This is a genomic window from Mangrovibacillus sp. Mu-81, from assembly GCF_036867415.1.
In the GTDB taxonomy this organism is placed as follows: Bacteria; Bacillota; Bacilli; order Bacillales; family Bacillaceae_B; genus Rossellomorea.
Genome location: NZ_JBAJHU010000002.1, coordinates 438,474 through 458,708, shown reverse-complemented (window position 1 = coordinate 458,708; position 20,235 = coordinate 438,474). Strand labels below are relative to the sequence as shown.

Below are 20,235 nucleotides of genomic sequence, written 5' to 3'. Positions count from 1 at the left end.
TGGTCCAGCCTCACCAAGAATAAAAAGAGAATCATCCACTCGTTTCTTAAATCCAAAATACTCATCTATGTCTGTAAACGTTTCCTTTGAGTTTAGGAAATTTGTTAAATTTTAATTTAATAGTGGGAATCTTATAATGAAAAGTGTAAATAGACATTCTTGCCCGGTGTTTTAAAGCAATAGGAAATCCGGGTCATCAAGTTATACTACGAGGAGATAGAGGGTGAAACTTTGGAATTGACCAAGATGATAAACGAAGGATTAATTGACCTTGAACTGGATGCTTCAGATCAACTGGGAGTTATTGAACAGATGGCTTCCTTGCTTGAAGAGCAGGGTCGGATTGATTCGAAGTCGGCATTCACACAAGGTGTATTAGAAAGAGAACAACAATTCACGACCGGGTTTGGTAATGGTATAGCGATTCCGCATTGCAAAAGCAGCACGGTCAATAATGCCAGTATAGCCATAGGTAAATTGACAAATGGAGTCGATTGGAAAGCCATGGATGATGCAGATGTTTCATTTGTGATCATGCTTGCTGTACCGGACGCTGAGGGTGGATCCACACATTTGCAGCTGCTTTCCAGGTTATCCGGGAATCTGATGGATGAAGATTTTAGAGATGGTTTGATGAGTGTCACGGCAAAAGAAGATGTTTTAAGGTTATTAACTGATAGTATGACCGAAAAAAGTAACTAATCTAATAAGGGAGAGATAAAATATGAACATTATCGCGATTACGGCTTGTCCTGCAGGTGTAGCACATACTCATATGGCAGCAGCAGCTTTGGAAGCTTCTGCAAAAAAATCAGGGGTGAAGATTAAGGTAGAAAAGCAGGGAGCAATGGGGATTGAAAATAAAATTAAAGACAAAGAAGTAGCTGAAGCAGATGTACTTATCCTTGCTGTGGATACGGCTATTGCCAAATCTGAGCGCTTCAATGACATTCCAAAGATTAAAGTTTCAGTATCCGAGGCAGTGAAGAATGCCAAAGGATTAATTGAGCAGGCAATCGAGCTGGCTAATAAGTAGTTATTTCCTAAGGATAAGGGGTGAAGGTTATGAAGAAGGTCATAGAAGAAGCAAAAACGCATCTTATGACAGGTGTTTCATATATGCTGCCTTTTGTGGTGGCAGGAGGTTTGATCCTCACGATTGGCTTATTAATGGGCGGAGGAGAACAAGAGTCTGGATTTGCTAAGAAGGCTGTAGAAACCGGGGTCCTTATTTTCTCGTTGATGGTTCCTGTAATGGCGGCTTATATGGCATACTCCATATCTGACCGTCCGGGTATTGCTCCCGGGATGGTAGGGGGCCTCATTGCCAACGAGATCGGTGCAGGGTTTTTAGGAGGAATTGTGGCAGGTTTTCTTGCGGGGTACATTGTAAACGCCCTTAAGAGTTTGCCGATGCACAGATATTTGGTTCAATTGAAACCGATTATTGTAATACCATTGCTGGGTGCGGGTGCGGTGGCTTTACTGATGTACATCATCGGACAGCCTATCGCTGCTCTATCAAGTGGTTTAGAAGATTGGTTGAAATCCCTGAGCGGGAGCAACATGCTGTTATTGGGCCTTATTATCGGAGCTATGATGGCCTTTGATATGGGAGGTCCCGTCAATAAAGTGGCCTTTGCATTCTGTGTAGGTATGCTTAACCAAGAAATTTACTATCCTATGGCTGCTTGCTGGATTGGAATTATGACGCCGCCAATCGGATTAGCACTTGCAACAAGAATTGCACCTAAGAAATTTACGTTAGCTGAACGCCAAAGTGCTCTGCCTACAACGTTTATGGGAGCAACGGGTATTACAGAGGGAGCAATCCCATTTGCAGTAAGTGATCCACTTCGCGTTATTCCTTCGATCGTAATTGGTTCAGCCGTGGGTGGCGCATTAGCTTTGGGATTAGGCGCAGAAGCTCCAATTCCAAGTGGCGGAGTGTTTGTTGTACCATTTTTCGTTAAACCAATCATGTTCGTTATTGCATTTGCTGTCGGTATAATTGTAACAGCCTTAACAGCTGCTTTGTTAAAGAAGAAAGTTGAGGAAGAGCTTTCCATAACAGAAGAAGTGTAAAACGAACACATCATATCATCAACTGGGAGGGATCTAATTAATAGTTCCCTCTTCTTCAATATACAAACCATTTATATAAAGCAATGGAGGCAATCAAATGAAATTTCATGTTATTTCACATACACACTGGGACAGGGAGTGGCACCAAACCTATCAGCAATACCGGGTTAGGCTTGTGCGTTTTATGGATGAATTAATTGAATTATTACAATCCACTCCAACTTATTCTTCTTTCATGCTAGACGGGCAGACAATTGTGCTGGAGGATTATCTGGAGGTTAAACCAGATAAAAGAGAAGCCATTTCCAAACTGGTTCAAGACGGCCGCCTGCTGATTGGTCCCTGGTATATCCAGCCGGATGAGTTTATTCCAAGCGGAGAATCCTTGATAAGAAACTTATTGATTGGACAGCAAATCTCAAGTGAATATGGAACTGCAATGCAAATAGGCTATCTTCCTGATTCATTTGGGCAAGCTGCACAGATTCCACAAGTGCTGAATGGATTTGGAATTAGAAATGCTTTGTTTTGGCGCGGCATTACAGAGGAAGAAACGGAGAAAACCGATTTCTATTGGAAAGGGCCTGACGGTTCTAAGGTGCTCACCACCCATCTGCCATTAGGATATGGAAATGCGAGGATGCTCTCCAGTAACCTTGAAGAGAATGTAAAGGTAATTGAAGAAAATGTAACGAATTTAGAAAAAATGACAACCTCGCAAAACATGTTATTAATGTGCGGTTTCGATCAGCGAAATGCAATTAAAGAGCTGCCGGAAATTGTCGATAAGTTAAATCGCCATTATTCCAATCAAGGGACTGACTATTCCTTTGAATTAAGCAAGCTAATGGATTATTTTAATAACGTTAAAGATGAAGCGGATAAACTGGAGTCCTTAAGCGGTGAATTTAGAAAAGGAAAGAACATGAGGGTGCATGTCAGCATTGCATCAACGAGACTTGATCTGAAAAAGGTAAACTTTGAAGTCCAAAATTTATATGAAAAGTACTTGGAACCAATTAATTCAATGTCTATGCTTCTTGGTAACTCTTACGATAACAAAATCATTAATCAGGGATGGAAATACACGCTTCAAAACCATGCTCATGATTCAATCTGCAACGTGTGTAAAGATGAGACTCATAGAGAAATGGAAATGCGTTATGAATTCTCGAAACAAATCGCTGAGACTGTCCAAAGTGAAGCGTTGACGGAATTAATCGATCAAGTAAAGTTCAATTATGATAAGGGTATTCCTTTAATCGTGTTTAATACATTGGGCCATACGAGGAAGAATAATGTCGAAGCAACCATCCAGTTCAAGAGTGACCATTTTATCATCACTGATACTGAGGGGAACATAATCCCTTATCAAGTAATGGAAACAAAGCAAGAAAACTTGAATGACAAGAGGATTGAGATTGGTGTCAAAAATGAAGATCAGTTTGTCTGGACCACAAAAATAATGTTTCTTGCAGAAATAGAAGGGCTCGGATACAAAACTTTCTATATAAAAGAGAATGAAACGAACACCCCTGAACAATCTGAACTGGTTTTCCATGAAGGTGTGTTCATAAATGAATATTTTGAAGCTAAGATTGAAAACAATGGTTCCTTAACGGTTAAGGATTACTCCACAAATACGGTATACGATAACTTGAATGTATTAGAGGAAGGTGGAAATGCCGGGGATGAGTATGATTTCTCTCCACCGAGGGAAGATGTAATTATTACGACGAAAAGTTCTACACCTGACATTTCAGTCGTTCACAACGGCCCTCTTTTTGCAGAAGTAAAGATTGTCCATACTCTTGATGTACCAGTGGATACCGATGTTAATAGACGTTCGGAAGAACAGGACATAATGACGATTGAAACGTTTGTAAAGGTGAACCGCCATGAAGATCGCATTGATATTAGGACGGTGATTCATAATACGGTTAAGAATCATAGAATTCGTGCCCTTTTCAATACTGGAATAAAGTCCAAGACTCACGTGGCTGATCAGCAGTTTGGTACGATCCGCCGGGAAAATTACTTGTCTCAGGTCGAGTATTGGGAAAAAGATAACTGGGAAGAAAAGTATTTCCCAATCTATCCTCAACAGAAATTTGTAGATGTCTCAAATGATAATAGAGGGCTTGCTATTCTGAATAAAGGACTTCCGCAATATGAAATCCTTAACAGTGAAGAACCTGTCATTGCTTTATCTTTGCTTTGTGGTACGGATTATATGGGGAAACAGGATTTAGTCAACAGACCAGGAAGAAGATCGGGTCTGCATGTGGACACACCAGACAGCAGTTTATTAGGGAAGCATGAAATGGAGTACTCCATCATTCCGCATCAAGGAAACGAAATGGATGCCCATGTTGCCATGAAATCTGATGAATACACCACACCTGCACTCGCTGTCCAAGTGAACAGTCATTCGGATGCTTCCGTTCACAGTGACCATAACAGCTTCTTCAAACTATATGAAGCAAACATGGCCATTAGTGCAGTGAAAAAATGTGAAGAAGATGATGGTGTCATTGTGAGAATCTATAATACGACCAATCAGGAAATGCATTCTGTTAAGGCATCTTTCGACACACAGTTTTTCAATGACATTGAACTAGTCGATTTAAATGAAAAACCGATGGCGAATGCGAATGAAAGAATGAGTAGTAGTAAAGGTATGATAGAAATCAAGAACATTACGAGTAATGAAATTCTGAATTTCAAATTAATTAGATGATCAGCAGTGTAACTAATGTCATTCAGGAAAGGAGGTATCTCAATGGCTTTCTTAAATAACCGTGTGAAGGATATCATAACTGAATTACTTGAAAACAACGAGCCGATAACCAGCGATTATTTATCTAAATTTCTGGGAGTTACTTCACGTACGATAAGAAATGATATGCTTCTTCTTAATCAAGAATTAAAAAAAATCGGGGTGAAGATAGAGGCTCAAAGAGGGGTCGGTTATTTTCTTAACCCTCAGCCAGATGGTGAAATCAAGGAGTTGATTCAGGAAGTATTCCAACTGCACGAAGATTCCAGCAATGATCTTCCGATTTTACCTGAAGAAAGAATGCTGTTTATCTTGAAAAAAATCATAATGGCTGACGACTTCATCACGATTGAACGTTTGGCAAATGAGTTGTTTGTTAGCAAGTCGACAGTGGATAACGATTTGAAACAGGTTGAAAAAACATTGAGTAAATTTGATGTTTCTTTGTTTAAGAAGCCTAATTACGGGATTAAGCTGCTTGGAAATGAGATGAATATACGCTTTTGCTTATCAGCCTGTATGGCCGAATTCAAGAACGAACAATCACAACGTACCAGCCGGAATAATCACTCCCTCGTAAAGGGGATTGATACTGACTTGATCAAAGCTATTACGAGGCAGCATATTAGGCATTTGTCTTTCGACATTGCAGAATTGCCGCTGAATAATTTGATCATGCACATTGCAATCGGAATTCAACGGATTAAGAAGGGAAGAAGAATTCAGCTTGACCCTTTAGAAATGGATCATATAAAAGATCAAAAAGAGTACTATGTTGCATCGCATATCGTAACTTCTTTAGAAGAAGCTTTTTTTATAGAAATTCCAAAAGAAGAGATTGCCTATATCACGATTCACTTACTTGGTGCCAAACGTTTTCATGACAGTGGATTTTCCAGGGAAGATTTCATTGAAATGATTGGTATGGAAAATTATCAATTGGTAACCGATATTTTAGCTGAAATTGAACGGGAATATCGACTGGAATTAAAGGATGACAAAGAGCTCATTTACGGGTTGGGGCTGCATTTAAGATCTGCAATGAACCGCTTAAGATATAAAATGAATCTTCATAATCCCATGCTGCAAGAAATAAAGAAAAGCTATCCCTTTTCCTTTGAACTGGCCATAGCTGCCTCTGAAGTTATTCAAACTAAAAACGATATTCCTATAAATGAAGATGAAATCGGTTATATAGCTGTTCACTTAGAGGCTGCGCTCGAAAGAAGTAAGACTAGAAAAAAACGCGAAATCAGAAAAGTGGCCGTGGTTTGTGCATCGGGAATGGGTACTGCGAAACTATTAGCTGCCAGTATTGAAAGTAAGTTTCCTGGATTGACAATCGTCGGGACGTATCCTTCGTACTCATTAAAAAATATGGAGAACGAAGAAATTGACTTGATTTTAAGTACGGTCCCAGTAGAAGAAAATTCAATCCCTGTTCTTACAATCAACCCATTAATGAATCAACAAGATGTCGATAAAGTGAATGAGTATATAACAAGTACTTATTTAAATGACAGTAAAGAAAAATCCCGTGAGAAATTACAGAACTTATTTACCGAGGATTTATTTTTCCCGAAACTGAAATACGATGATCCCGCTGAAATCATTACAAATTTAGCAAATTTATTATATGCCAAAGGATTTGTTACTGCAGATTATGTTGAATCGGTTATTGAGCGTGAGAAGATATCTCCAACTTCGATTGGAAACTTAGTCGCAATTCCCCATCCAATCAATCAGAACGCACTGGATTCCTGTATTGCGATTGGAATATTGGAGAAGCCGGTGAAGTGGGGGGAACATTCTGTTCAATTTGTATTATTACTTGCATTGAATGAAAAGGATAAAGAAGAGTTCAGTCCTCTTTTCACCCGTCTATGGAAAATCGTCCAAGATAAGAAGCTCGTTGCCGAATTATGTAATATGTCGAGCTTTTCGGAAGTAATGGCTAGATTGGAGAAAATTAAATAATAAATGGGAGATTGATTATGAGAATAGTTGTAGCGCCGGATTCGTTTAAAGAGTGTCTATCTGGACCGGAAGCAGGCAGGAGCATCAGCGACGGAATAGCAGCTTATATTCCAGCAGCTCAAATTGATATCTTACCGATGGCGGATGGTGGAGAGGGAACAGTGGAAGCCCTTGTCTATGCTACGAATGGAAAGATTGTAGAAGTCGAAGCGGAAGATCCATTCGGCAAGATGATCATGAGTGGTTATGGGGTATTGGGCGATAACCAAACTGTCATCATTGAAATGGCAAAGGCTGCTGGATTACAGGTCATTTCTCAACGAGAACCTATGACGGCATCAACTTATGGCGTCGGCGAACTAATGAAACATGCGTTAAGTGACGGGTATCGGAAGATCATTATCGGGCTCGGGGGGAGTGCAACAAACGATGGCGGACAAGGTATGCTGCAGGCTTTGGGTGGTAAATTCTTCGACAACAATGGGAACCCGGTGCCGCTTGGAGGCGGGTATTTAAATAAGATATCTAATGTCGATCTTAACGGTATCATTCCAGAGGTTTACCAATCTGAAATCATTATTGCAAGTGATGTAAAGAATCAACTATGTGGTAAGGATGGTGCGACTCACGTTTTTGGTCCACAAAAAGGAGTGCCTGAAAATAGACTAGCGGAGATTGATCAAGGTTTAAGTCACTTTGCTGATCTTATAGAAAATGAGACAGGAAAGAAAATCAGGAACGTTCCCGGGTCGGGAGCCGCCGGCGGATTGGGCTTTGGATTATTGGCATTAAACGCTGAAATTCAATCAGGTGCGACAATCGTTGCAGAAGCGATGAAACTTGATGAATATATCAAACAAGCAGATTGGGTCATCACCGGGGAAGGGAAAAGTGACTTTCAAACTGCTTATGGAAAAGTCCCCGTTCATGTTGCGAATATTGCGAAAGAATATGGTGTGAAGTCGATTCTTATTTCAGGTGCTTTAGGTACCAATTATCAACAGCTATATCCGTATTTCACTAGCTGCCATTCGATCGCAAACAGACCGATGAGCCTGGAACATTCGATGGAGAACGCGAAGCAATTACTCTATGAAGCTTCCTATAATGTTGCCCGGCTGATTCAATTAGTTAAATGATGATTTCTGGAGATATTCGAAGAGTTATAAAATACTAAATAAGGAGATTGTTTGAATGGTTAAAATAGCTATTGGACAAATCACTCCATTAACGGGAGATATAAACTCAAACAGAGAAAAAATGAAACAATTTACAATAGAAGCTGCAGAAAATGGGGCTAAGTTAGCAGTTTTCCCCGAACTTGCATTAACCGGCTACAATTGTGGAGATCGATTTTTTGACGTAGCAGAAACGATTCCAGGCGATTCTACTCGCTTTTTTGAAAAACTAGCGGCTGAGCTTGATATTTATATTATTTGGGGGATGCCTGAACAAGGCATTAATCATGTTCTGTACAACGCAGCCGCCATGGTTGGTCCGGAGGGCTATGTAGGTAAATGGAGAAAAAACGCACTTCCCGGACATGCCACGGACTTAACAGGTCCCGGAGCCTTTCCGGATAGAAGATATTTCAAAGCAGGTGAGGATCTCCCTGTATTCAATACAAAAATCGGGAAAATAGGTGTTCTGATCTGTTACGATATCTTCTTTCCTGAACTTTCCCGCCTCCTCACGCTAAAAGGAGCAGACATAATCGTTGGAATTTCAGGTTCCCCATCATTCGAAAAAGACATCTTCGAACCTATTGTCAAAGTAAGAGCAATGGAAAATACAGTAAACTTCGTCTATACCAATCTGGTAGGAATAGAAGGAGAAACAGAGTATTGGGGCGGTGGATGCATTGTCGGAGCAGGGGAGAAACAAACCAAACTGCCGGGCACTCCACTTATATGTAAAGCTCCATACGAAGGAGAAGGTATTACCATTGGGGATGTGGACATAGAACATCACGGTAAAATCCGACCTTATTTTCCGGTTTTGAGAGATTTGACTACAGGTATGTATGAACGGCTTGTGGATTGTCATCGGAAAATGACTTAGGGGATTTAATAGGGACAGGGGGACAGGGGGACAGGTTCCTCGTCCCACATATTATTAAAATCGGACGATTGTTTTGGGACAAGGGGCCTGACCCCTTGTCCCAAATTCATCTTCCAAGCCATCCCCCATCAACAGCTGCTAAATGACCATGTACATAATTGGAAGCTTCCGAAGCCAAATAGACGACGGTTCCCTTGAAATCATCGGGTTCTCCCCATCGATCTGCCGGGATTCGATCAAGAATTTGTTTACTTCTGAGTGGGTCGTCGATTAGGGCGGTATTCATGTCTGTTGCAATATAGCCTGGGACGATTGCGTTTACATTGACACCTTCTTTTGCCCATTCGTTGGACAAGGCTTTCGTTAGTTGTGCCACACCGCCTTTTGCTGCAGCATAGGCGGGAACGGTCAATCCTCCCTGGTAAGAAAGGAGGGAAGCGGTGTTGATGATTTTGCCTTGTCCTTTCGCAACCATGTGACGTCCTGCCTCCTGACATAATAACCAGACTACTTTTAAATTAATCGCAAGAACATCATCCCAATCGGATTCAGGGAAATCAACGGAAGGCGACCGGCGTTGAATGCCTGCATTGTTTACTAATATATCAATCTTTCCAAATGCGGAAATCACACTGGGTATGGCAGCCTTCACTTCTTCTTCCTTTTCAAGATCACATGAAATAATGGAGCATTTTCTGCCAAGCTGTTCAATTTGTTCCTTCACATCAGTCAGTTCCGGTTTTCTCTGTAGCAGGGCAATATCAGCCCCGGCTTCTGCCAAGGCGACTGCCATTGACCGACCGATTCCGCGAGTAGCCCCCGTAATGGCAGCTGTCTTTCCAGTTAGATCAAATAAATTTTTCACCATATGTATCTCTCCTTCTGCAGTTTTTTTACTTTTTATATAGCCCTATACGCAAAGTTTGTTGTGTTAACTACACGAATTGCAAAGTTCTGTCGTGCTAAATGGTGAGGGGAACTACTCGCTACCAACTAGCGTACGGCTGTTTACCACAGGAGCCTTCGCAGTTCCCCTCACCATCTATAGAGACATTAGTGACAAAAGCACTCAACTCTGAACACTTGAAAAAAGCTGTTTTCTATACATGTATAAGATTTATTCTAGTCTATAACTCACACTTAATAGTTGATTGGAACGGAAGGTGCTCGACTCCTGCGGGAATAGCGGGAAAGTTGAGACCCCACAGGGCAAAGCCCGAGGAGGCTCAACTCACGCCCCGCGGAAAGCGAGCACCTGGAGTGGAAATCAATCAGCACTCAAAGTTTATGAAAACAGCCTTTTATAGTATTCATTCGATTAGATTCGGAATAAAGGTAACGAGTGATGGAAACAGCACGATTAAAACGAGTGCAAAACAAAGCAAAAGAACAAATGGAACGGCACTCTTCATAGCATGTTCAATCTTAACGCCGGATGAGGAGCATGCAACAAACAGGCAGACACCTACTGGAGGAGTCAGTGTTCCAATTGCAATATTAATAACGATCATGACACCAAATACAACGGGATCCATTCCTGTACTCAAAGCAATGGGCAATAGGATTGGAACAAACATGATCAGCAGGGCAAGCCCTTCAATGAACATGCCGCCAATGATAAAGATTAAGTTAATGACGAGTATAATAAAGAACGGGCTGTCAGATACGCTTGTGATGAGACCACTCAAGATCTGTGGGAAGTTGTGACTCACAAGGATCCAGCTGAACAAAGAGGAAGCCGCTATGATCAGCAGCACATTTGCTGAACTGATGATTGCTTCCATGAAAATCGATGTCAAGTCACGTAATTTAATGCTTCTATAAATGAACAATCCAAGGATTAAGGTATAGACAACAGCAATGACACTGGATTCTGTAGGTGTAAAGACGCCAGTTAAAATCCCCCCGACAATAATAACCGGAGCGAATAAAGGAAGTATCGCCTTTTTGAAACTGTCTATGAAATAGTTGAATGAAAACGAATTGGACTTCGTTACACCATAATTTTTTTTGCTGCAAATGATCCTGGCCGCAACCATAAACAGAACACCAATGAGTATACCGGGGATAATCCCTCCTAAAAACAACTTCCCGACAGAAATACTTGCAATCCCGCCTAACACGACCATCGGAATACTCGGAGGAATAATAATTCCAATCGATCCTGATGCTGCTTGCAAGGCGGCAGCAAATCGTGCAGGATAGCCCAGTTTAACCATACTTGGCGTCATCACGCTGCTGAGTGCAGCTGTATCAGCAGGAGCGGATCCGGAAATTCCTCCCATCATCATGCCGGAAGTGACACTCACATAACTCATGCCGCCTTTCGTCCACCCGATAATGGAATCTGCAAAGTTAACAAGTCTTTGCGTTAAACCGCTTTTATCCATGATCACACCGGTAAGCATGAAGAAGGGGATGGCCAATAATGTAAAGCTATTCATGGAAACGAACATTTTTTGTGGAATCAATACCAGCGGGACTATCCCTTCCCATAAAATAGTGATAATCGAGGCCACCCCTAAAGAGATCCCCACCGGAACACCCAAAATCAACAGTGCAAAAAATGCAATGAACAGTAATGTAATCATCGTTTCTCCTCCTTGGATGTCGCAAGTAATACGACAACAAAGATCAGCGCAATGAAACCTGACACAGGTATAATAGAATAAATGATTCCCAGATTAATAGGCAGTACAGCAGCCGTGCCAGACATATTCACCTCTACAAATTTAATTCCCTGCCAACATAACACGGCAAAAAATGATCCTGTAATGATATGTACAAGAAGCTTAATGCCTTTCGTTAAACCTTTCATTCTGTCGGCCACTGCCGTAATCGCAATATGTTTTTGCTTATAGATTCCCATTGTGATCCCTAAAAACATTAACCAAACAAAAATGTATCGATTAAGCTCTTCTACCCAGACCATCCCGCTCGAAAAAACATAGCGGAGGACAACCTGAGTGAAGACAAGTGAAACCAAAACGGCCACTAGGAATAGAACGGTGTACATCACCAGTTTTTCTATCCCATTGCTTATGAGTTTTAATGTTCTCACACGTCCCAACCTCCATTCATTTGCCTTGATCATCCATGAAAGGGAGGCTTGGAAGCCCCCCGTTTCAATCTACTTTGTATCCATGATCTGCTGAATAAGATCCTTGCCGAATTCATCGCTGTACTTGTCATATACAGGTTCAACGGCTTCTCTCCATGCTTCTTTATCCGGGTTTTCTTCTATTGTTAAATCACCTTCCTCTTTAAGGTATTGAATATCTTTCTTTTCATTGTCACGAATCAGCTCTCTCTCATAATCGCCGGCTTCTTTCGATGCCTCCGTCAGTGCCTCCTGGACATCCTTCGGAAGACTATTAAATTTATCAGGGTTCATAATAAGCAGCATGGCTGTATACGTATGACCATCTAAGACCATGTAATCTTGTACTTCATACATCTTCGAACTTTTTATGGCAAATATAGGTCCTTCCTGCCCATCCACAACCCCATGCTGTGCGGCCATGTAAAGCTCGGAAAATGGCATAGGTACTGCACTTGCCCCAAGCGTCTCTGTGGCAGAAGTTAATACCGGCCATTCAGGTGTTCTGATTTTCAATCCTTCCAGATCTTCCGGTGATTCCAAAGGACGTTTACTGTTTAAAAAGTGCCTGAACCCTGACTCCCAGTAGCTCATCACTTTAAAGCCGCCTTGTTCTTCCGCTTCACTTGCAAGCTGCTCCCCAACTTTACCTTGTAATACTTTATCTACATGATCGTAGTCCCTAAAGAGAAAAGGCAGATCAAACATGGAATAACGGGGATAATATTGTGTCACACTTCCAGTGGCCACAAGAGAGATATCCACTGTTCCCATCTTCGTACCTGCAGCGAGTTCTCCTTCATCCCCCAGTTGACTGTCATGATAGACATCGACTTTCACTTTCCCATCCGATTTTTCTGATACTAATTCCGCAAATTTTTCCGCCCCTGCATGGAATGGTGAAGATATCGGTTGATTGTGACCCAGCTTTAACGTAATCGTATCGGAGTCACCGGATCCACCGGCACTTTTTCCACAACCTGCTAACCCAATCATTAAGACAGCTGCAATGAGCAAGCTAAAAACATTGAACTTCTTATTCATCCTTATTCCCCCTTTTTTAATGTAACTGTATGAAACAGCATGAGAATACTGCAGATACTGAAGTGAAATTCTTAAAAATGTAACCGCTAACAAAAGGCTTCATAAAAAATCCTTTATTTTCCCCCTTTGCTAACGACTCAACAACCAATTGTGAAAATTCAGATTTAATATTATATATAATATTTGTGATTATATATAATTTAAAACGACACGTCAAGACCCCTATCTTTAAATAAAGCTATAGATAGGGGTCTTTGTTTAAGTCTATTTTTCAACCATTTTCATAATATGTTCTTTAAAAACGTTTTTAGCTTTCTCTACATCTCTTTCTTCCAGCGTTTCCACAAGGGCTTGATGATATTGATGTACTTCCTCTGGAAGGATTCGAACCTTTGGATTCAATAACGTGATGTATCTTCGAATATGATTCGTTAACATTCCCCAAATTCTTAAATATACATCTACATTTGCCCATTCAATGATTGTACGATGAAATTCCATATCCAACCGCGACTGAACAGCATAATCGTTCTCGCCGTTTTTCATTTTGTCCACGATATCATATAATTCACCGAAGTTTTTTTTGGTTAGATGCGGAAGAATCGCTTCAATAGCATCTGTTTCAATTTTTGCTCTTAATGAAAACATATGATACATTTCAACCTGGTTTATATCAGAGACAAAGGCACCCCGATACTTGATCGTATTAATGAGCCCTTCTTCCTCCAAGCCTCTAAGTGCTTCTCTTACCGGCACTTGACTAATCCCGAGCCTTTTTGCCACTTCTGTCTCTACAATGCGGTCGCCAGGCTCCAGCTTAAGCATAATAATATCCTCTCTAAGTTTCTCTTTCACCTCATCTTTGAGGGAAACAAGCGTGTTCACTTTTTTTGGATTCGCCATTTTAACCGACCGTCCTTATCGTTTTAGATTCGTGAGATTATATATGATGAATTATATTGTATATAATTGTGGGTTGCAATGGGAAGCAGAGGGGCGGTTAAACCGTCCCCCTGCTTCGAAGGACAGGGGGACAGGTCCCCCGTCCCATAAATAAAGGTAGGTTGGTTCGTTCGTTTGGGACAAGGGACCTGTCCCCTTGTCCCAGTCCCATTCTATTAAAATAATATTCTGCAAAATGATTCCCCTTACAACCTTTCTTGTGTATAATCTAGCTAGCGGAAAATTTAATACATATTGTCGTAAACAGGTGACTTTAGTCGAACTGAAGTCATAATAGGGAAGTTGGTGAAATTCCAACGCGGTCCCGCCACTGTAATTTGGGAGCCGGCTGTTAATACCACTGTACATTTGTATGGGAAGGAACAGCGGGCAATGACCATAAGCCAGGAGACCTGCCTGTTACCGTGCACCAAAAGCCTACGAGGATAGGGAAGGTGTAAATCGCATCAATTTTGAATTTGAATCAAAATATGCCTTTTACACGTCATCTCTTTCTTCAGGAAGAGATGTTTTTTTAGTTTAAGATGAAAAAGGGGAGAACATAAAGTGAAAAAGATTAACTTGTTATTGCTTGCATCGCTGCTTTCTATCGGCGTCATTGCCGGTTGCGGAAGTAACGGAAACACAGATAATGAAAACGCTGGAGCTGATTCAGCAGATAAGGAGCAAGCTGAAAACCAGGAATCAGCAGCTTTTCCTGTAACAATCAAGGATGCGTTGGATAATGAGGTAACGATTGAAGAAGAACCGGAAAAGATTGTATCTCTTATCCCGAGTAATACCGAAATTGCTTTCGAATTAGGGCTGGGTGATAAAATTGTAGGTGTATCAGAATTTGATAACTATCCTCCTGAAGCGGCTGAAAAAGAAAAGATCGGCGGTATGGAGTTCAATGTAGAAAAAATCCTTTCCTTATCACCTGATCTGGTGCTTGCCCATGGTTCGGTAATGGGATCGGCAACTGATGCTCTCCAGCAGATAAGAGACGCTGGTATCACTGTTTTGGTCATAGAAGACGCTAAAAGTTTCGAAGAAGTTTACTCTACTATTGAAATGATCGGCAAGGCCACAGGTGCTGATGAACAGGCCGAAGAAACCATCGGGAAAATGAAAGATGATCTTCAGGCGGTGAAAGATAAAGCAGCCCAAGTTCCAGAAGAAGAGAAAAAGAGCGTTTTTGTAGAAGTGTCTCCTTCACCAGAGATTTTCACTTCTGGAAGTAATACCTTCATGGATGAAATGCTTACGTTGATTAATGCAGATAATGCAGCTGCAGAACAAGAAGGCTGGGTGAAGATGAATGAAGAGGCCATCATCGCCCTGAATCCCGATGTCATCCTCACCACTTATGGGTATTACACAGAAAATGCGAAAGACTTAGTGTTAAGCAGAGAGGGATGGGAGGGTGTACCTGCCATCAAAAATGAACAAGTATATGATGTTCACTCGGATTTAGTAACGAGAACCGGCCCGAGGCTGGTACAAGGAGTAGAGGAGCTTGCAAAAGCGGTCTATCCGGATGTATTCAAGGAATAGTTTCGTATGGAGCTTCATATTTTCACTGCTGACAGGTATTTAGATGGGCACGATTTCATTCCCGGTATCTCATATTCTTTCGATCCCCGGTGCAAAGATTTTCCGTTACCCTGTCCTGCATTCTGAAGGTCAAATGTAGATCATTATCGTGAATCGTATCAAGCTGGTCCGGGCACTGGTGGCATTTCTTGTTGGAGCGTCTCTCGCAATTGCGGGAGCCGCTTTTCAATGTTTATCGAGGAATCCTTTGGCTGACCCTTATATTTTTGGGGGTTCCTAAGGTGCTTCAGTCGGAGCGATGATGTTCGTGGCGAATTTACGCTGAAAATGTACCTAGCGATGGAGGGATAACCAAATGACGGCAGAAATTATTTTTATATGTGGAGGAGTGCGCAGCGGAAAGAGTTCTTTCGCCGAAAGCAGGGCAGAATTTTATCAATCTGCCGTGCCTGAAGCAACCCTGCATTATATTGCCTGCAGCAGGGCGTTGGATGATGAGATGAGTCAAAGGATAAGAAGGCATCAGGCGGACAGAGAAAAATCGGAGCATAGTTGGATGACTTGGGAATGCCCGGTGAATATTGGTTCTTTGTCTGAAAACTTCTTCTCCAAAGATATCGTATTGCTTGATTGTGTGACGACTTTGCTGACTAATGAAATGTTTTTAGCAGAATCGATCAATGAACAAAAGTTGACAGAAAAGATCGTTGAGGATGTTAAGAAACTATCCAAGAATGCCGGCAAGCTCATCCTTGTCAGCAACGATGTTTTTTGCGAACCGGTTGCTGCTGATGACTTTGTGAAAAGTTTTACGAAAACTCTGGGAATGGCTCACCAAAAACTCGTTGAAATTGCAACTGAAGCCTATTCAGTTAAGAACGGCATTCCAGTGTTGAAAAAAGGAAGGGGACTACCGGCAGAATGAATGTCAAAGGTTATGTATTGGGATTGCTGGTCAGCCTTCAATTTTTCTCAAGTCTGCCAATTCCGATTTCAATAAAAATGGATCGAAACGTGATAAAAAGGACCGTCATGATGTTTCCGGTACTCGGGTTGATTATGGGCGGTATCATGGGCAGCCTCCTTTATTGCTTGAATGAGTGGACGAACCTTTCCTCTCTGGCACTTGCCTTTATCGTTTGGGTGTTGCCGATTATCCTTACAGGAGGTATACACCTTGACGGCTGGATGGATACCTCTGACGCTTATTTTTCCTATCAGGATAAAGAGAAACGTCTGGAGATCATGAAAGATCCGCGGGCTGGAGCATTTGCTGTTATATCCGTCATCGTTCTGTTGTCTGCGCGCTTCCTATTTATCTATGAAAGTATGATGTTAGATTCTTTAGTTCTGGCATCCATGATCGGGGTCATTCCTTTTTTCAGCAGAATGATCATGGGAATCCTGATGGTAACAGGAAAAACGGCCAAGGAAGAAGGGATGGCGCATTACTTTAAACAGCACACAAGTCCCGTGTACCTGCTGACTTATTCGATTCCTTATGTTCTGATTGCTGTCATTTTCCTTTGGTTATTGCCGAATATAGCCGATTTGTTCTTGCTGTTCACGTTGGCTGCAGTATTGCTGAACCTGTGGATCAGACGCCAGACAATCAAGTGGTTTGGAGGCATCACCGGAGATACACTTGGGGCATCAGTGGAAGGAGCTGAGACACTATTATGGATGATCGTGTGGTTGTCGGCTTATACCGGCATGGCCTGACGGAAGAGAATCGCGCTAAAAAGTATATTGGCTGGCATGATGCCATTTTACCGGAGGCAAGCCGCAACGAATTGGTTCAGCAAGCTCCTCTGTATTCTTCATATGAATTGGTCATCACCAGTGATCTAGCACGGTGTAAACAAACCGCAGAAGCACTGTTTCAAGATGTTCCTCATCTGGAATCTAATTTATTCAGGGAACTCCATTTTGGAGAATGGGAAACGAAAACATACGAGGAACTAAAATCGAATGGAGGTTACCGGGAATGGCTTAATGACTCAAGCATTCAAATACCGGGCGGCGAAAGCCTCGGCGGTTTCCATGAAAGACTTAGAATGGGCTGGCTGCAGGTAAAGGATATAGTCATTCGTGATAGGCACGGCCCGAAATGTGTCAAAAATTCCGGCAGTCATCTACCTTGTGACTGCCAAACTAAGAGGATAGCGATTGTCACTCATGGCGGCGTTATTAGACATTTATTGACAAAATTGACGGCAGAAGAAAGAAGTTTTTGGGAATGGCAGATCCCATTTGGCGGAGGGTATGAATTGAGTTGGACAGCCGATGAATGGAGGAGTGGAAAAACATGCAGTTCGTTACGGGCGGTGCCTTCAACGGGAAATCTGAATGGGTGAGGAAGACCAATAAGCAAAAGCTTGCGTGGCTGAAAGGATCTGAAGAACTTACTCTCCCTCAGCCTGATTCGTTTCAGAATACAGTTGTACTGGAAGGCTTCGAATATCTTATTCTTAATGAAGTCAGGAAAGAGAAAGAAATTGAAATGATCAGAAGCGAATTTCAATCACTGTTTGAAAAGTGGATGAATTGGGAAGAAACATCAGCGTCCCGAAACGTGATATGGATTGGATCTGATATTGGGCGGGGAATAGTACCTGTTGATCCTGCTGAAAGAAAGTGGCGGGATCTTACAGGATGGGTATATCAGGATCTAGTCAAGCTTTCCGATCATGTCTATGAAATCTGGTTTGGTTTGCCGCAGAGGCTAAAATGAGCGAAGGATGCCTTCGTGAACGATAAGAATTTTACCAAAAGGAGAAGGAATCTATGAAAATATACAGCCGGAAAGGCGATAAAGGCAGGACCAATATCATAGGAGGTCGTGTCGATAAGGATGATGTAAGGGTAGAGGCATATGGCACGATCGATGAGTTAAATTCATTCGTAGGGAAAGCTGTGTCTGAATTGGACAAAGGTATGTTCCAGGACCTTCTCGATGACCTGGAGAAAATTCAGCATGAACTCTTTGACTGTGGCGGGGATCTGGCGAATGCGACGGATAAGATTCCGATGAAGCTTAAAAGCGAAACGATTGATTATCTCGAGGAGAGGATTGATCAGTATATTGGGGAAACCCCGCCGCTAGAGAAATTTATCCTTCCAGGAGGGGCAGGACCAGCGGCAACGATCCACATTGCCCGTACTATCAGCCGAAGGGCTGAACGGCAAATCGTCAGTCTTATCAAATCAAATGCAGAAATTCCTGAAGTGACTTTGCAGTACATAAACCGCTTATCTGACTATTTTTTTGCTCTGGCAAGGGCGATCAATCACAGAATGGGATTGCAGGATGTTGAATATGAAAGAAGTGCAAACGTCTTTTCTTCAGCTCGAAAAAAGGTGAATCCCCATGAAAAGAACGAATAAGCTTACATTACTCGCACTCTTTGTTTCACTTAGTGCTGCAGGAGGCATGATTAAAATCCCTGCCGTTGTTGGAAGCGTTGCCTTGGATTCACTTGCCGCACTGCTTGCAGCTTCTATTATAGGCGGCGGGTTTGGAGCTGTCACAGCCATGTCCGGGCACTTGATCTCCTCAACTTTAGCAGGTTTTCCGCTGGGACCGCTCCATGTGTTGATTGCAGCCGAAATGGGAGGAGCAGTCTGGTTGTTTGGTGTGGTGTTCAAAAAATCTCCAGTGATTGCGGCAGGTTCGTTCTTTATCATCAATGCTTTTATTGCTCCGCTTCCGTTTATTTTTATTATTAGCAAAGCGTTTTATTTTTCAATTCTTCCTTCCCTATGCATCGGGGCTTTCCTGAACCTGACAATTGCTCATTTCGCTTATCCCCCTTTAAACCGTTATTTTCAAGAAAAGGTCAGGAGGCCATCATGAGAGACGTCAGCATCATTCCTTCATCTTCAAATGAAGAAATCATCGTCGCAACGGATAACAGCGGCGGGATCGGGACAAAGGAAGAGGATGCAGTCAAAGTGGATGATCGAATCACCGCCTATTACTCAACCCGGGTAGCGGTAATGGAAGTTTTGGCAGTCAAAGCAAAGCCTTTTTCAGTCATCATCCACAATTTTTCGGGAGATAACGTTTGGGAAGCGTATAAAAAAGGAGCAGAGACCGCTCTAAAAGAAGCTGAATTAGAAGAAGTTTTGATCACAGGCAGCACAGAATCCAACTTTCCTTTAAAACAGTCCGCCCTCGGAATCACCGTTCTTGGCAAAAGGCCGGTTGTTAAAAATGAGAAGGCACTTGAACATGGGTATTCGTATGCTGTAATAGGTGCCCCGTTAACAGGGAATCAGGTTCTGGATAATATGGAAATGGCTGCACCTTTAAGCCTGTTCACCACATGCTGCAGGCATCCAGTCATTCGGGATTTAATTCCTGTTGGTTCAAAGGGTATTCTGGAAGAGCTTAGGGTATTAACGGGTAATGCTTCATTGACAGAAAAGAATGTGCAATGTCCCCTCGACATGTTTGTGTCAGGTGGTCCTTCGACATGCTTTTTAGTGAAATTGCGGGAAGAAGATGAAGGTGAAGTTAGGGAACTTGCTGGGTGTTATTATCATTCGTTGTTGATTAGGAAGTAAAGGAGCAAGGGGTCGGCGGTTCTCTTGCTTCCTTTTACATTGAAAGATTGTAAAAACTATGTTATCTCTAATGACAGCAATATATCCTCATTAACCTTCAATATCCCTTTAAACCAATCTT

Annotated in this window: 21 protein-coding genes and 1 riboswitch; of the genes, 16 read left to right on the top strand and 5 right to left on the bottom strand. The window is 42.0% G+C overall.

Translation table 11 applies throughout. The annotated features are described in order from the left end of the window. The first annotated feature begins 231 nt into the window (after positions 1-231). From V6B33_RS05875 to V6B33_RS05845, 7 genes are all read left to right on the top strand, one after another. A complete protein-coding gene (locus tag V6B33_RS05875; RefSeq protein ID WP_334216810.1) occupies positions 232-702 on the top strand; it encodes a PTS sugar transporter subunit IIA in 471 nt (156 codons plus the stop codon). A gap of 22 nt (positions 703-724) precedes the next feature. Continuing rightward, positions 725-1,036, top strand: coding sequence for a PTS fructose transporter subunit IIB (locus tag V6B33_RS05870; RefSeq protein ID WP_334216809.1), 312 nt, complete (start codon positions 725-727; stop codon positions 1,034-1,036). Positions 1,037-1,065: 29 nt separating this feature from the next. Continuing rightward, positions 1,066-2,085 carry a PTS fructose transporter subunit IIC gene (locus V6B33_RS05865; protein ID WP_334216808.1) on the top strand — a complete coding sequence of 340 codons (1,020 nt, stop codon included), beginning with the start codon at positions 1,066-1,068 and terminating at the stop codon, positions 2,083-2,085. A gap of 97 nt (positions 2,086-2,182) precedes the next feature. Then, positions 2,183-4,825: a glycoside hydrolase family 38 C-terminal domain-containing protein gene (locus V6B33_RS05860; RefSeq protein ID WP_334216807.1), complete on the top strand. Its 2,643-nt coding sequence runs from the start codon at positions 2,183-2,185 to the stop codon at positions 4,823-4,825. A gap of 42 nt (positions 4,826-4,867) precedes the next feature. After that, positions 4,868-6,841 (top strand): BglG family transcription antiterminator, encoded by a 1,974-nt coding sequence (locus V6B33_RS05855; RefSeq protein ID WP_334216806.1) that lies wholly within the window; start codon positions 4,868-4,870, stop codon positions 6,839-6,841. A gap of 17 nt (positions 6,842-6,858) precedes the next feature. After that, positions 6,859-7,980, top strand: a complete 1,122-nt coding sequence (locus V6B33_RS05850; protein ID WP_334216805.1) for a glycerate kinase — start codon at positions 6,859-6,861, stop codon at positions 7,978-7,980. Positions 7,981-8,035: 55 nt separating this feature from the next. After that, entirely contained in the window at positions 8,036-8,902 is an 867-nt protein-coding gene (locus tag V6B33_RS05845) for a carbon-nitrogen hydrolase family protein (RefSeq protein ID WP_334216804.1), read from the top strand. A 106-nt stretch (positions 8,903-9,008) separates the two neighbouring features. Here the strand turns inward: V6B33_RS05845 and V6B33_RS05840 are convergent, their stop codons facing one another. The 5 genes from V6B33_RS05840 to V6B33_RS05820 form a co-directional block, all read right to left on the bottom strand. Next, complete coding sequence (locus tag V6B33_RS05840; protein ID WP_334216803.1) at positions 9,009-9,770, bottom strand: SDR family oxidoreductase; 762 nt, start codon at positions 9,768-9,770, stop codon at positions 9,009-9,011. 442 nt (positions 9,771-10,212) lie between these two features. Continuing rightward, positions 10,213-11,493, bottom strand: a complete 1,281-nt coding sequence (locus V6B33_RS05835; RefSeq protein ID WP_334216802.1) for a TRAP transporter large permease — start codon at positions 11,491-11,493, stop codon at positions 10,213-10,215. Beyond that, the gene (locus V6B33_RS05830; protein WP_334216801.1) at positions 11,490-11,963 is read right to left on the bottom strand and encodes a TRAP transporter small permease; all 474 of its coding nucleotides are present in this window, start codon (positions 11,961-11,963) and stop codon (positions 11,490-11,492) included. The genes V6B33_RS05835 and V6B33_RS05830 overlap by 4 nt, the downstream gene beginning before the upstream one ends. Positions 11,964-12,032: 69 nt before the next feature. After that, entirely contained in the window at positions 12,033-13,046 is a 1,014-nt protein-coding gene (locus V6B33_RS05825; RefSeq protein ID WP_334216800.1) for a TRAP transporter substrate-binding protein, read from the bottom strand. 264 nt (positions 13,047-13,310) lie between these two features. Further along, positions 13,311-13,949 carry a GntR family transcriptional regulator gene (locus tag V6B33_RS05820; RefSeq protein WP_334216799.1) on the bottom strand — a complete coding sequence of 213 codons (639 nt, stop codon included), beginning with the start codon at positions 13,947-13,949 and terminating at the stop codon, positions 13,311-13,313. Positions 13,950-14,237: 288 nt separating this feature from the next. Then, positions 14,238-14,423, top strand: a riboswitch (cobalamin riboswitch). A 132-nt stretch (positions 14,424-14,555) separates the two neighbouring features. Between V6B33_RS05820 and V6B33_RS05815 the strand changes: the two genes are divergently transcribed. The 9 genes from V6B33_RS05815 (at position 14,556) to V6B33_RS05775 (ending at position 20,114) form a co-directional block, all read left to right on the top strand. Beyond that, positions 14,556-15,545: an ABC transporter substrate-binding protein gene (locus V6B33_RS05815; protein ID WP_334216798.1), complete on the top strand. Its 990-nt coding sequence runs from the start codon at positions 14,556-14,558 to the stop codon at positions 15,543-15,545. Positions 15,546-15,693: 148 nt separating this feature from the next. Beyond that, positions 15,694-15,825, top strand: a complete 132-nt coding sequence (locus tag V6B33_RS05810; RefSeq protein WP_334216797.1) for an iron chelate uptake ABC transporter family permease subunit — start codon at positions 15,694-15,696, stop codon at positions 15,823-15,825. Between the two features lie 75 nt (positions 15,826-15,900). Then, a complete protein-coding gene (locus tag V6B33_RS05805) occupies positions 15,901-16,470 on the top strand; it encodes a bifunctional adenosylcobinamide kinase/adenosylcobinamide-phosphate guanylyltransferase (protein ID WP_334216796.1) in 570 nt (189 codons plus the stop codon). Beyond that, positions 16,467-17,267 carry an adenosylcobinamide-GDP ribazoletransferase gene (cobS, locus tag V6B33_RS05800; protein ID WP_334216795.1) on the top strand — a complete coding sequence of 267 codons (801 nt, stop codon included), beginning with the start codon at positions 16,467-16,469 and terminating at the stop codon, positions 17,265-17,267. The genes V6B33_RS05805 and cobS overlap by 4 nt, the downstream gene beginning before the upstream one ends. After that, entirely contained in the window at positions 17,225-17,902 is a 678-nt protein-coding gene (locus V6B33_RS05795; RefSeq protein ID WP_334216794.1) for a histidine phosphatase family protein, read from the top strand. Before cobS ends, V6B33_RS05795 begins: the two co-directional genes overlap by 43 nt. Then, positions 17,854-18,279, top strand: a complete 426-nt coding sequence (locus V6B33_RS05790; protein WP_334216793.1) for a bifunctional adenosylcobinamide kinase/adenosylcobinamide-phosphate guanylyltransferase — start codon at positions 17,854-17,856, stop codon at positions 18,277-18,279. The genes V6B33_RS05795 and V6B33_RS05790 overlap by 49 nt, the downstream gene beginning before the upstream one ends. A gap of 53 nt (positions 18,280-18,332) precedes the next feature. After that, positions 18,333-18,932: a cob(I)yrinic acid a,c-diamide adenosyltransferase gene (locus tag V6B33_RS05785; protein WP_334216792.1), complete on the top strand. Its 600-nt coding sequence runs from the start codon at positions 18,333-18,335 to the stop codon at positions 18,930-18,932. Beyond that, the gene (locus V6B33_RS05780) at positions 18,916-19,401 is read left to right on the top strand and encodes an ECF transporter S component (protein WP_334216791.1); all 486 of its coding nucleotides are present in this window, start codon (positions 18,916-18,918) and stop codon (positions 19,399-19,401) included. The genes V6B33_RS05785 and V6B33_RS05780 overlap by 17 nt, the downstream gene beginning before the upstream one ends. Next, positions 19,398-20,114: an ATP-binding protein gene (locus tag V6B33_RS05775; protein WP_334216790.1), complete on the top strand. Its 717-nt coding sequence runs from the start codon at positions 19,398-19,400 to the stop codon at positions 20,112-20,114. Before V6B33_RS05780 ends, V6B33_RS05775 begins: the two co-directional genes overlap by 4 nt. Positions 20,115-20,235 lie beyond the last annotated feature (121 nt).